Genomic DNA, 11,497 nt, shown 5'->3' with positions numbered 1-11,497 from the left:
CGGCCACTTTCAAAGACGGCGACTGGCTGCCGTTCGGCTAGCGCAGGCCGGTCGAGCGCTTCAGGGCCGTCTGGATGAGCCGGTCGACGAGCGCCGGGTAGGGCAGCCCGGTCGCCGCCCACATCTGCGGGAACGCCGACGCCGGGGTGAAGCCCGGCATGGTGTTGATCTCGTTGAGGATCCAGCGGCCGTCGGGCGTGTGGAAGAAGTCGACACGGGCGAGGCCCTCGCAGTCCAGCGCCTCGAACGCCTGCACGGCGACGCGGCGGACCTCCTCGATCGCGTCGGCCGGCAGGTCCGGCGGGATCTCCATCCGGGTGGCGCCGTCGAGGTACTTGGTCTCGAAGTCGTAGAAGTCGTGCTCGCCCGACGTCAGCACCTCGGCGGGCAGGCTGGCCTCGGCCGGGCCGTCGTCCTCGCCCTGCAGGACGCCGCACTCGATCTCGCGGCCCTCGATCGCGGCCTCCACGACCACCTTCGGGTCGTGCTCGCGGGCCGCGTCGACCGCCGCCTCCAGGCCGGCCTCGTCGGTGACGCGGGTGATGCCCATGCTCGACCCGGCGCGGGCCGGCTTGACGAACACCGCGGTGCCGTCCGCGAGGCCCAGCTCCTTGATCTCGTCGATCTTGCGCTTGCGCTCGCGCCGCCACTCCCGGTCGCCGACCAGGACGTAGGGGCCGACGGGCAGGCCGCGCGCCTGCCAGACGAGCTTCATGTAGCCCTTGTCCATGCCGACGGCGCTGGCCAGCACCCCGGCGCCGACGTAGCGGACGCCCGCCAGGTCGAGCATGCCCTGGATGGTGCCGTCCTCGCCGTAGGGGCCGTGCAGCAGCGGCAGGACGACGTCGACCTCCGCGAGCGTCTCCGGGATCTCCCCCGGCTGGACGACCATCAGCCCGCGGCTGTCGGGGTCGAACGGCAGTGCCAGGACGCTGCCGGCGCCGGTCACCTCGGGCAGCCGGCCGCCCTCGATGGCGAGCCGCAGGTCGCCGGGCGGCAGCACCCAGCGCCCGTCGCGGGCGATGCCGATCGGCACCACCTCGTACCGGTCCCGGTCGATCGCGGCCATGACGGCGCCGGCGGTGACGCAGGAGATCGCGTGCTCGGAGCTGCGCCCGCCGAAGACCACGGCCACGCGGATCTTAGAAACCTGGGACATGACGTCCGACCCTACCGGTGATCAGCCCGCGCGGGCCACGAGCGGACCGGGCGCGGCCCCGCATCACACCCCGTACCGCTCGGGCTTCGGGGAGCGCGAGATCAGCGAGACGGCCGCCTCCTTGATCGGCATGCCGTGGTGCAGGACGGCGGTGACCGCCTCGGTGATCGGCATCTCCACGCCGTGCTTGCGGGCGAGCTCCAGCACCGCCTCGGACGACTTGACGCCCTCGGCCGTCTGCCTGGTGACGGCGATGACCTCCTCCAGGGTCATGCCGCGGCCGAGGTTCTCGCCGAACGTCCGGTTGCGCGACAGCGGCGAGATGCACGTCCCGACGAGGTCGCCCATCCCGGCGAGGCCGGCGAAGGTGTGCTCGTCGGCGCCGAGCGCGGCGCCCAGCCGGGTGATCTCGGCGAGCCCGCGGGTGATCAGCAGCGCCTGGGTGCTGGCGCCGAACCCGAGCCCGACCGACATGCCGACGCACAGCGCGACGATGTTCTTCACCGCGCCGCCCAGCTCGCAGCCGACCATGTCGGTGGAGGTGTAGACGCGGAAGTACGGGGTCATCGTCGCAGCCTGCAGGCGCTGCGCGACGGACTCGTCCACGCAGGCGGCGACCGCCGCGCCGGGCTCCCCGCTGGCGATCTCCCGGGCGAGGTTGGGCCCGCAGAACACGCCGACGCGCTCCCGCGCGATGCCGGCGACCTCGCAGACCACCTCCGACATCCGCAGCGACGTGCCGATCTCGACGCCCTTCATCAGGCTGACCAGCACCGCGTCCGGCGGCAGGTGCGGCAGCCAGCCGCGCAGGTTCTGCCGCAGGGTCTGGGCGGGGACGGCCAGAGCGACGAAGTCGGCGCCCTTCAGCGCCTCCGCCGGGTCCAGCGTCGCGCGGACGCCCTCCGGCAGCGTCACGCCGGGCAGGTAGTCGGGGTTCTCGTGCCGCTCGTTGACCGCCTCGACGACCTCGGGGCGGCGGCCCCACAGGACGACCTCCCCGCCGGCGTCGTGCAGCAGCTTGGTGAACGTCGTCCCCCAGGATCCGGCGCCCATCACCGCGGTACGGAAGGTCACGAGTCGGCCGCCTTCCGCTCGGCGGCGGACCCGGACTCCGGTCCGGGCCCGGCCTCCGGGCCGGACGGCGGCGCCGGCTCCGGCACCGCCGCCTTCAGCGCGGCGGCCGCGCGGCGCTCCTCCAGCACCCGGTGGTGGTCGTAGCGCTCGGCGGGCGGGTCCTCGCCGCGCAGCTCGCCGAGCAGATCGGCGATCGCCGTCATGATGTCGTCGGTCGCGGACCGCAGCGTCTCCCGGCTGAGCGGCAGCCCCGCGTACCCGGCCAGGTCCACGGGCGGGCCGGCGATCACCTGCATCGTCTTGCGGGGCAGCGGGTGGAAGCCCTTCTTCAGGCTCCCCGCGAGGCCCTTCTGCTCGACGCCCTTCTTGTACGGCATCAGCTCGTGCGCGCCCCAGCTCGCCACGGGGACGACCTTCGCGCCCGTCTTCAGCGCCATCCGGGCGACGCCGGTCTGGCCGGTCATGGGCCACAGCTCGGGGTCACGGGTGCAGCTGCCCTCCGGGTAGAACATCAGGCATTCGCCGTCCACCAGCGCCTTCTCCGCGGCCTCCAGGGCCTGCGCCGCGTCCGCGCGGTCGCGGTACACGGGGATCTGGCCGGTGCCGCGCAGCACGGCGCGGATGAACCGCACGTCGAACAGCGTGGACTTGGCCAGGTAGACGGGGTAGCGGCCCGACTCGTAGACGAAATGGGCGAGCGCGAGGGGGTCGGACTCGGAGATGTGGTTGGCGGCGATGATGACGCCGCCCTTCCCGGGTACGTTGCCCCGGCCCCGCCAGTCCCGTTTCAGGAGCCCGAACAGCAGCGGGCGCAGGATGACGATCGTGAGCTTCCGCCAGCCCGGCGAGTACCCGTGGCTCATGCCCGTCCCCTCCTCATTCCGTCCCCTCCTCGGTTCATCCCCCGGATGAACATGGGGTGTCCTCAAGTGTCGCGGTTGCGTGCGCATAGTGTCGAGTTGCCATGTCTACAGCAGCAGGGTCCTCCGCGGCGCACGGCGCGCCTCATCTCCACTGGTCGCTCGTCGTTCCCGTCAAGGTCCTGGCCAGGGCCAAGACCCGCATGGCCGGGGCCGCGGGCCCGCACCGGGAGGCGCTCGCGCTCGCCGTGGCGGCCGACACGGTCGCGGCGGCGCTGCGCTGCGACCGGGTCCGCGACGTGATCGTTGTCACCGACGATCCCCTTCCGGCGGCCGACCTCGCCGCCCTCGGCGCCCGCGTGGTGCCCGACGTGCCGGACGCCGGCCTGAACCCGGCGCTGGTGTACGGCGCCGGCCGGGGCCGCGAGCTGTCCCCGGACGGGGGCGTCGGCGCCCTCTCGGCAGACCTGCCCGCTCTGCGGCCGGACGACCTCGCCCGCGCCTCGGCGCCGCGGCCGCCGTGCCGGAGGCGCGTCCCGGACGCGGCGGGCGTCGGCACGACGCTGTACACGGCCCGTCCGGGCGTCCCGTTCGCCCCGGCGTTCGGCGGGGGCTCCCGCGCGGCGCACCGCTCCCGCGGCGCCGCGGAGATCCTCCTCCCGGGCACCGACAGCGTCCGCCGCGACGTCGACACCCCGGACGACCTCCGCACCGCCCTCGCCCTCGGCACCGGCCCCCGCACCGCCGAGGTCGCGTCCCGGCTCCCCTCGTTGGCCTAGAGTTCCGCTCATGCAGGGGACGGTGAAGGCGTTCGACGCGGAGACCCGCACGGGGAGCGTGCTGCTCGACGACGGGACGGAACTGCCGTTCGACGCGGACGCGTTCGCGGCGGGCGGGCTGCGGCTGCTGCGCTTCGGCCAGCGCGTCAGGCTCGCCCTGGACGGCGGCCGCGTCTCGGCGGTGACGCTCTCGACGTTCCCGCTGCCCTCGTAATGCGTCAGCGCCCGGAACCTGGCGGTCCCGGGCGCTGTCGCGGTGAGGCTACTTCTTGCCGGCCACGAGGTTCTTGAAGTCGGCGCCGGCCTTGAACTTCGGCACGGACGTCGCGGGAACGTCGATGGTCTTGCCCGTTGCCGGGTTGCGGGCCGTACGGGCAGGCCGGTCGGCCTTCTCGAACGAACCGAACCCGGTGATCGCGACCTTGTCGCCCTTGGCGACGGCGGTCTGGATCGCCTCCAGGATGGCGTCGACGGCCTCGGCTGCGGCCTTCTTGCTGCCCAGCCGGTCAGAGATGGCGTCGACCAGCTCACGCTTGTTCATGGGTTACTCCTCTAGTTCCCCCCTTGCCCGAACGAAACTAAGGGAGCGTCAGCGTGGACACAATCACCTGCACGCAGAAGTTGGCGTGTCGCTGGCGTTTTTGTCGGCCTCGCCCCCGTCTCGCCGGGTGACCGGACCGGATCCGGCCACTGCGCACGCTAACCGACGTCGGGGCCGTCTTGGAAATCGGCGAGGAACGCGTCCAGCCTGCGGGCGGCCAGCCCCGCGTCCCGTTTCGCCAGATCGGTGATCGCCAGCAGGTGCCGGATGAGGCGCTGCCGGGTCTCCGGCGGAAGCGGCGCGACCGCCTTGTGAGCATCACGCAACTGCCGCGCAAGCTGGGTCAACGCGGGATCGTCCCACTTGGGTCCGCTCCACGGGACCGCACTCAATTCCCTTCCCCCAAACGCTCGGCGAGCATGGCATCACGGAAATTGTCCCTGGTGCCCCTACCGCTCAACACGCCCGGGGTGTATTAAGCGTGGCCCGTGCCGCCCGGCGCCTTGGGGCGCCGGGCGGCACGGGCCACGCGTAGAACCACCGCTCCCACGCAAGATCACCGCGTCGCCGCTGGTCAGCGGCGGTGACCCACGGTGGAGGCTCCGGTCAGACCGTGGTGGGGAACCAGGTCCGGCGGGATTTCTCGAAGTCGTTGATCGTGTCGGCGTGGCGAAGCGTCAGGCCGATGTCGTCGAGGCCCTCCATGAGGCGCCAGCGGGTGTAGTCGTCGATCTCGAAGGTCGCGACCACGTCGGCGTAGCGGACCTCGCGCTTGTCGAGGTCGACGGTGATCTCCAGGGTCGGGTCCTTCTCCACGCGGGTCTGGAGGTCCTCGACCTGGTCGCCGGTCAGGATGACCGGGAGCAGGCCCATCTTGGTGGAGTTGTTGCGGAAGATGTCGCCGAAGCGCGGCGCGATGATGACGCGGAAGCCGTACTGCTGCAGGGCCCAGACGGCGTGCTCGCGGGACGAGCCGGTGCCGAAGTCGGGTCCGGCGACCAGGACGCCGGCGCCCTCGTACCGGGGCTGGTTGAGGACGAAGTCCGGGTCCTCGCGCCAGGCGGAGAACAGGCCCTTGTCGAAGCCGGTGCGGCTGACCTGCTTGAGCCAGACGGCCGGGATGATCTGGTCGGTGTCGACGTTGCTGCGGCGCAGCGGGACCGCGCGCCCGGTGTAGGTGGTGAACGCTTCCATTGGGCTGTCCTTAGAGGTCGGCGGGCGCGGTCAGGCGGCCGGTGACGGCGGTGGCGGCTGCCACGGCGGGCGACACCAGGTGGGTGCGGCCGCCGGGTCCCTGGCGTCCCTCGAAGTTGCGGTTGGACGTGGAGGCGCTGCGCTCGCCGGGCGTGAGCTTGTCGGGGTTCATCGCCAGGCACATGGAGCAGCCGGCCTCGCGCCACTCGGCGCCGGACGCGGCGATGACCTCGTCGAGGCCCTCCTCCTCGGCCTGCTTCTTGACCTTCATGGAGCCGGGGACGACCAGCATGCGGACGCCGTCGGCGACCTTGCGGCCCTGCAGCACGCCGGCGACGGCGCGGAGGTCCTCGATGCGGCCGTTGGTGCAGGAGCCGACGAAGACGGTGTCGACCTTGATGTCGCGCAGCGGCGTCCCGGCGGTGAGGCCCATGTACTCCAGGGCGCGCTCGGCGGACTGGCGCTGGACGGAGTCGGTGAACGACGCGGGGTCGGGCACGGAGCCGCCGAGCGGCAGGCCCTGGCCCGGGTTGGTGCCCCAGGTGACGAACGGGGTCAGCTCGGCCGCGTCGATCACGATCTCCTTGTCGAAGACCGCGTCGTCGTCGGTGCGCAGGGACGTCCAGTACTCGACGGCCTTGTCCCAGTCCGCGCCCTGCGGGGCGTGCGGGCGGCCCTTGAGGTACTCGAAGGTCGTCTCGTCCGGCGCGATCATGCCGGCGCGGGCGCCGGCCTCGATGGACATGTTGCAGACCGTCATGCGGCCTTCCATCGACAGGGAGCGGACGGCCTCGCCGCGGTACTCGATGATGTGGCCCTGGCCGCCGCCGGTGCCGATCCGGGCGATGATCGCGAGGATCAGGTCCTTGGCGGTGACGCCTTCGGGCAGCGCGCCGTCCACGGTGACGGCCATCGTCTTCGGCTGGACCTGCGGCAGCGTCTGGGTGGCGAGGACGTGCTCGACCTCGCTGGTGCCGATGCCGAACGCGAGGGCGCCGAACGCGCCGTGCGTGGAGGTGTGCGAGTCGCCGCAGACGACGGTCATCCCGGGCTGGGTCAGGCCGAGCTGCGGGCCGATGACGTGCACGATGCCCTGGCCGTCGTCGCCCATCGGGTGCAGCCGGACCCCGAAGTCGGAGCAGTTCTTGCGCAGCGTCTCGACCTGGGTGCGCGACACCGGGTCGGCGATGGGCTTGAGCAGGTCCGTGGTCGGGACGTTGTGGTCCTCGGTGGCGATCGTCAGGTCGGGGCGGCGGACCGGGCGGCCGGCCATCCGCAGCCCGTCGAACGCCTGCGGGCTGGTGACCTCGTGGACGAGGTGCAGGTCGATGTAGAGGAGGTCGGGCTCACCCTCGGCGCGCCGTACGACGTGCGCGTCGTAGACCTTCTCGGCCAGTGTTCGGCCCATGGCTCCCACCTCTTCGTCATCGCCGTGGTCTCGGTCACCTCGACTTGCAATCTCATATTACGAGACGGCAATATCAAGACATGGACAACTCTAGCGGAGTCGGCGTACTTGACAAAGCCGTTCTCGTTCTGAACGCGCTGGAGGCCGGCCCGGCTTCCCTGGCCCAGCTCGTCCAGACGACGGGGCTGGCCCGCCCCACGGCCCACCGGCTGGCCGTCGCGCTGGAGCACCACCGCCTCGTGCACCGCGACACGCAGGGGCGTTTCATCCTCGGGCCGCGGCTCGCCGAGCTGGCCGTCGCCGCCGGCGAGGACCGCCTGCTCGCGATCGCCCAGCCCATCCTCGCCCAGCTGCGCGACCTCACCGGTGAGAGCGCCTCGCTGTTCCGCCGCCAGGGGGACGTCAGGGTATGCGTCGCCGCCGCCGAACGCACCAGCGGCCTGCGCGACACCATCCCGGTGGGCGCCGCGCTGCCGATGACGGCGGGTTCGGCCGCGCAGATCCTGCTCGCCTGGGAGGAGCCCGACCGGCTGCACCGGGGGCTGCGCAACGCCAAGTTCGAGGCGACGACGCTGTCGGCCGTCCGGCGGCGGGGGTGGGCGCAGAGCGTGGGCGAGCGCGAGCAGGGCGTCGGATCGGTGTCCGCCCCCATCCGCGGCGCGGGCGGACGGGTGATCGCCGCCGTCTCCGTGTCCGGGCCGCTCGAACGCCTGACCCGCTCGCCCGGGCGCCTGCACGCTCCCCCCGTGGCCGCCGCCGCCGAGAAGATCTCCGAGGGGATGCGCCGCACCGCCTCCTGACCCCCGGAACGTAGAGTCGGCGGATGGACGAATCCCGCCTTCGTGAACGGCTCGCGGACCTCACCCTTGAGGAGAAGGTCCATCTGCTCACCGGTGACGGGTTCTGGACCCTGCGCCCCATCCCCCGGATCGGGTTGCGGGGTCTCGTCATGTCGGACGGACCGTCCGGCGTCCGCGGCACCACCTGGGACGAACGTCACACGAGCCTGCTGTTCCCGAACCCGACGGCGCTCGCCGCGACGTGGGACCCGGCGCTCGCCGAGCGGATCGGGCGGCTGAACGGCGCCCAGGCGCGCGACAAGGGCGTGCACGTCCAGCTCGCGCCGACGATCAACCTGCACCGGACGCCGCTGGGCGGCCGGCATTTCGAGAACTTCTCCGAGGACCCGCTGCTCACCGCCCGCGTCGGCGCCGCGTTCGTGAAGGGCGTCCAGTCGGCGGGCGTCGCGGCGACGGTGAAGCACTTCGTCGGCAACGACTCCGAGACCGCCCGCATGTCCTACGACGCGCGCATCGGCGAGGAGGCCCTGGACGAGCTGTACCTGCGCCCGTTCGAGGAGGCCGTGAAGGCGGGCGCGTGGGCGGTGATGGCCGCGTACAACAAGGTCAACGGGACGTCCATGACGGAGAACCGCGAGCTGCTGACGGGCGTGCTGAAGGAGCGCTGGGGGTTCGACGGCGTCGTCGTCTCGGACTGGACGGCGATCCGCTCGACCGAGGAGAGCGCCGGCGCCGGCATGGACGTGGAGATGCCCGGCCTCCCCACCAGCCCGTGGCGGGACAGGCTCGTCGAGGCCGTCCGCGCCGGCAGGGTCGCCGAGGAGCTGATCGACGACAAGGTGCTGCGCGTCCTGCGGCTGGCCGCGCGCGTGGGTGCGCTCGACGGCTTCCCCGACCCGCCGCCGGTGACCACGCCTTCCGACGCCCGCGCGCAGTTGCGGGAGGCCGCCGCCCAGGCCGCCGTGCTGCTGCGGAACGAGAACGGTGCGCTGCCGCTGAACGCCCCGCGCAGGCTCGCCGTGATCGGCCCCAACGCGGTGCGGTTCAGCGCGCAGGGCGGCGGCAGCGCGCACGTCAATCCCGATCGTGTCGTGACGCCGGTGGACGGGCTGCGCCGGGCGCTGGGGGACGGCACCGAGCTGATCGTCCGTCCGGGCGTCTATCCGCATCCACGGCTTGCTCCCCTGCCGCTCGCACTCACGACCGAACCGGAGACGGGTGAGCGCGGTGTGCGGCTCGATTTCTTCGACGCCGGTGGAACGCTGATCGAGTCGCAGCACCGCAAGGCGGCGCATTTCGTCTTCCTCGGCGGGATCCCCAGTGGCACGGCCCGGATCGTCGCCCGCACGTCGATGACCCCGGCCGAGGACGGTGTGCACACGTTCGCGATCGCGGGCGCCGGCGAGTACGAGCTGCGCGTGGCCGAGACCCGGGCAGCGGTGACCCTGACGCCCGACCACGGCGACCCGGTGGAGGCGCTGCTGCGCCCGCCGGAACACCGTGTCGAGGTGGATCTCAAGGCGGGCGCGCCCGTTCCGGTCGAGTTGCGCTACACCCCCGCGCCCAGAAGTTTCGGCGCCGCGTTCGGCATCGGCTACCACGAGCCGCGCCCGGCCGAGGACGACGCGCTCGCCGCCGCCGTGGCCGCCGCCCGCGACGCCGACGCCGCCGTCGTGGTCGTCGGGACGAACGACGACGTGGAGAGCGAGGGCTTCGACCGCACGTCCCTCGCGCTGCCCGGACGCCAGGACGAACTGGTCTCCGCCGTCGCCGCCGCCAACCCGCGCACGGTCGTGGTGGTGAACGCGGGCGCGCCCGTGCTGATGCCGTGGCGGGACGAGGTCGCCGCCGTCCTGTGGGCGTGGCTGCCCGGCCAGGAGGGCGGCGACGCGGTCGCGGACGTCCTCATCGGCGCGGCCGAGCCCGGCGGGCGGCTGCCCACCACGTTCCCCGCGTCGCACGACGGTGTCCTGTCGCCGGTTCCCGCCGAGGACGGGACGCTCGACTACGCCGAGGGCACCGCGATCGGCTACCGGCATTACACGTCCGCCCAGGTCGCGTACCCGTTCGGGCACGGGCTCGGCTACACGACGTGGGAGTACGAGTCGCTCACGGTCTCCGGCGGCGTCGCGGAGGTGACCGTCCACAACACCGGGAGCCGGGCCGGCCGCGAGGTCGTCCAGTGCTACGCGTTCGCCGGCGGGACGGTCCGGCTCGCGGGCTCCGCCGTCGCCGAGGCGGCGCCCGGCGATTCGGTCACGGTCCGGATCACGCTGGACGAGCGGCTCCCCGTCCCCTGCGCGCTCCGGGCGGGCCGCTCGGTCACCGACCTGAGAACCGGTACAACTCGGACAGACATTGGATAGTGCCGGTATCCAATCCCCCGACCTCGATACCGTTGACCCTCGGTGAAGGGGGTACGCCGGTGCAGATCTCCGAGCTCAGCGATCGGAGCGGGCTGACGGTCCAGACGATCAAGTTCTACATCCGGGAGGGCCTGCTCCCGAAGGGCTCGGCGGTGAGCGCGACCCGGTCGGAGTACGACGGCCGGCATCTGGAGCGGCTGCGGCTGATCAGCGCGCTGCGCGAGGTCGGCGACCTGCCGGTGGCGGCGATCCAGCAGATCATCTCCGCCGTCGAGGACGACCGGGTCAGCCTGCACGACCTGTTCGCCACCGCCCAGCACGCGATCGGCCCGCACGTCGCCGCGCCGTACGACCCGCACTGGCGCGCCGCCCGCGAGGACGTCGACGCCCTCGTCCGCGAGCTGGGCTGGACGGTCGGCGCGGACGCCCCCGCCCGCGACCTGCTCGCGCACACGTTCGTGGCGCTGCGCCGGCTCGGCTACCCGATCACGCTCAAGGACCTGCGCCCCTACGTGAAGGCCGCGGCCGAGGTCGCCGCGCACGAGATCGGCCGGGTCGCCGACGGCGCTCCGCGCGGCCGGACCGTCCATTCGCTGCTGGTCTCCACCGTCCTGTACGAGCAGGTCCTCACGGCGCTGCACCGGCTGGCGCAGGAGGACGCCTCGGCGCACCGCTTCCGCGCCCGCTGACCCCGTCCACCAGGTATTTCCGAGATAATCAATCGGAATTGGCATTCATGGCCGGGCAAAAGGCATTCACTTCGGTCGCCTAATATGAATGGCGATGACCGCGACGAGGAAACCGAACCCGGGCGGCCGGTGGACCGACCGCCTGCTCGCCGAGGGCAGCGACCCCGATCCCCGCTTCACGCTCGCCAACGAGCGCACGTTCCTGGCCTGGATCCGGACGGCGCTGGCGCTGATCGCGGGCGGCATCGGCCTCGCGCTCGCCGGCGACTTCGTCGAGCCGGTGCTCCGGCACGGCCTCGCGGTCGTCTTCGCCGCGACCGGCGCGCTCGTCGCCGTGCTCGCGTTCCGCCGCTGGCTGCGCACCGAGCGGGCGCTGCGCCGCGAGGAGACGCTCCCGCCGCCCGCGCTCGCGCCGGTCATGGCCTACGGCATCGCCGTCGCCTCGATCGTCCTGCTGGTCGCCGTCCTGGTCGCGCAGTGAAGCTCGCGGACCGGGGGGCGCAGCCGGAGCGGACGGCGCTCGCCTGGTCGCGCACCGCCCTCTCCCTCATCGTCGCCGGGCTGCTGTGCGTGCGGCTCGCGCCGTCGGCGCCCGGCGCGGCCGTCGCGGCGGCCGTCGTGTGCGGC

At 72.7% G+C, this 11,497-nt stretch carries 14 protein-coding genes; 7 read left to right on the top strand and 7 right to left on the bottom strand.

All coding sequences use genetic code 11. The features are described 5' to 3' along the window. Positions 1–37: 37 nt before the first annotated feature. The 3 genes from HUX53_RS31925 to HUX53_RS31915 all read right to left on the bottom strand — a co-directional run bounded on the left by HUX53_RS31925 (position 38) and on the right by HUX53_RS31915 (position 3,096). Entirely contained in the window at positions 38–1,159 is a 1,122-nt protein-coding gene (locus HUX53_RS31925; RefSeq protein ID WP_176406935.1) for a D-alanine--D-alanine ligase family protein, read from the bottom strand. 63 nt (positions 1,160–1,222) lie between these two features. Next, entirely contained in the window at positions 1,223–2,212 is a 990-nt protein-coding gene (locus tag HUX53_RS31920) for an NAD(P)H-dependent glycerol-3-phosphate dehydrogenase (protein ID WP_176406961.1), read from the bottom strand. Between the two features lie 17 nt (positions 2,213–2,229). Next, positions 2,230–3,096: a 1-acyl-sn-glycerol-3-phosphate acyltransferase gene (locus HUX53_RS31915; protein ID WP_176406934.1), complete on the bottom strand. Its 867-nt coding sequence runs from the start codon at positions 3,094–3,096 to the stop codon at positions 2,230–2,232. A 101-nt stretch (positions 3,097–3,197) separates the two neighbouring features. On the opposite strand from HUX53_RS31915, the gene cofC reads away from it, so the two are divergent. Continuing rightward, positions 3,198–3,872, top strand: a complete 675-nt coding sequence (cofC, locus tag HUX53_RS31910; protein ID WP_176406933.1) for a 2-phospho-L-lactate guanylyltransferase — start codon at positions 3,198–3,200, stop codon at positions 3,870–3,872. Between the two features lie 10 nt (positions 3,873–3,882). After that, positions 3,883–4,086, top strand: a complete 204-nt coding sequence (locus HUX53_RS31905) for a hypothetical protein (RefSeq protein WP_176406932.1) — start codon at positions 3,883–3,885, stop codon at positions 4,084–4,086. Positions 4,087–4,134: 48 nt separating this feature from the next. Here the strand turns inward: HUX53_RS31905 and HUX53_RS31900 are convergent, their stop codons facing one another. The 4 genes from HUX53_RS31900 to leuC all read right to left on the bottom strand — a co-directional run bounded on the left by HUX53_RS31900 (position 4,135) and on the right by leuC (position 7,015). Beyond that, positions 4,135–4,413 carry an HU family DNA-binding protein gene (locus HUX53_RS31900; protein WP_176406931.1) on the bottom strand — a complete coding sequence of 93 codons (279 nt, stop codon included), beginning with the start codon at positions 4,411–4,413 and terminating at the stop codon, positions 4,135–4,137. A 158-nt stretch (positions 4,414–4,571) separates the two neighbouring features. Next, positions 4,572–4,760, bottom strand: coding sequence for a hypothetical protein (locus HUX53_RS31895; RefSeq protein WP_255205843.1), 189 nt, complete (start codon positions 4,758–4,760; stop codon positions 4,572–4,574). 259 nt (positions 4,761–5,019) lie between these two features. Beyond that, positions 5,020–5,607 carry a 3-isopropylmalate dehydratase small subunit gene (gene leuD, locus HUX53_RS31890; protein WP_176406929.1) on the bottom strand — a complete coding sequence of 196 codons (588 nt, stop codon included), beginning with the start codon at positions 5,605–5,607 and terminating at the stop codon, positions 5,020–5,022. A 10-nt stretch (positions 5,608–5,617) separates the two neighbouring features. Further along, positions 5,618–7,015, bottom strand: a complete 1,398-nt coding sequence (gene leuC, locus HUX53_RS31885; protein WP_176406928.1) for a 3-isopropylmalate dehydratase large subunit — start codon at positions 7,013–7,015, stop codon at positions 5,618–5,620. Positions 7,016–7,095: 80 nt separating this feature from the next. Here leuC and HUX53_RS31880 point away from each other — a divergent pair, with 80 nt between their 5' ends. From HUX53_RS31880 to HUX53_RS31860, 5 genes are all read left to right on the top strand, one after another. Next, a complete protein-coding gene (locus HUX53_RS31880) occupies positions 7,096–7,815 on the top strand; it encodes an IclR family transcriptional regulator (protein ID WP_176406927.1) in 720 nt (239 codons plus the stop codon). Positions 7,816–7,838: 23 nt separating this feature from the next. Next, entirely contained in the window at positions 7,839–10,181 is a 2,343-nt protein-coding gene (locus tag HUX53_RS31875; protein ID WP_176406926.1) for a glycoside hydrolase family 3 protein, read from the top strand. Positions 10,182–10,240: 59 nt separating this feature from the next. Next, the gene (locus tag HUX53_RS31870; RefSeq protein WP_176406925.1) at positions 10,241–10,870 is read left to right on the top strand and encodes a MerR family transcriptional regulator; all 630 of its coding nucleotides are present in this window, start codon (positions 10,241–10,243) and stop codon (positions 10,868–10,870) included. A 94-nt stretch (positions 10,871–10,964) separates the two neighbouring features. Beyond that, positions 10,965–11,351, top strand: a complete 387-nt coding sequence (locus HUX53_RS31865; RefSeq protein ID WP_176406924.1) for a YidH family protein — start codon at positions 10,965–10,967, stop codon at positions 11,349–11,351. Further along, positions 11,348–11,497: DUF202 domain-containing protein (locus HUX53_RS31860; RefSeq protein WP_176406923.1), on the top strand; the 150-nt coding region annotated here is incomplete at its 3' end. The genes HUX53_RS31865 and HUX53_RS31860, both read left to right, overlap by 4 nt.

This window comes from Actinomadura sp. BRA 177, assembly GCF_013372625.1.
Taxonomy (GTDB): domain Bacteria; phylum Actinomycetota; class Actinomycetes; order Streptosporangiales; family Streptosporangiaceae; genus Spirillospora.
This window is presented reverse-complemented; position numbering and strand designations above follow the sequence as displayed.

Excerpts from the sequence above, each read along its gene's own strand:
- HUX53_RS31905 (WP_176406932.1), top strand. The coding sequence starts at position 3,883 with ATGCAGGGGACGGTGAAGGCGTTCGACGCGGAGACCCGCACGGGGAGC.
- HUX53_RS31900 (WP_176406931.1), bottom strand. The coding sequence starts at position 4,413 with ATGAACAAGCGTGAGCTGGTCGACGCCATCTCTGACCGGCTGGGCAGC.
- HUX53_RS31915 (WP_176406934.1), bottom strand. The coding sequence starts at position 3,096 with ATGAGCCACGGGTACTCGCCGGGCTGGCGGAAGCTCACGATCGTCATC.
- HUX53_RS31880 (WP_176406927.1), top strand. The coding sequence starts at position 7,096 with ATGGACAACTCTAGCGGAGTCGGCGTACTTGACAAAGCCGTTCTCGTT.
- HUX53_RS31925 (WP_176406935.1), bottom strand. The coding sequence starts at position 1,159 with ATGTCCCAGGTTTCTAAGATCCGCGTGGCCGTGGTCTTCGGCGGGCGC.
- leuD (WP_176406929.1), bottom strand. The coding sequence starts at position 5,607 with ATGGAAGCGTTCACCACCTACACCGGGCGCGCGGTCCCGCTGCGCCGC.
- HUX53_RS31920 (WP_176406961.1), bottom strand. The coding sequence starts at position 2,212 with ATGGGCGCCGGATCCTGGGGGACGACGTTCACCAAGCTGCTGCACGAC.
- leuC (WP_176406928.1), bottom strand. The coding sequence starts at position 7,015 with ATGGGCCGAACACTGGCCGAGAAGGTCTACGACGCGCACGTCGTACGG.
- cofC (WP_176406933.1), top strand. The coding sequence starts at position 3,198 with ATGTCTACAGCAGCAGGGTCCTCCGCGGCGCACGGCGCGCCTCATCTC.
- HUX53_RS31875 (WP_176406926.1), top strand. The coding sequence starts at position 7,839 with ATGGACGAATCCCGCCTTCGTGAACGGCTCGCGGACCTCACCCTTGAG.
- HUX53_RS31865 (WP_176406924.1), top strand. The coding sequence starts at position 10,965 with ATGACCGCGACGAGGAAACCGAACCCGGGCGGCCGGTGGACCGACCGC.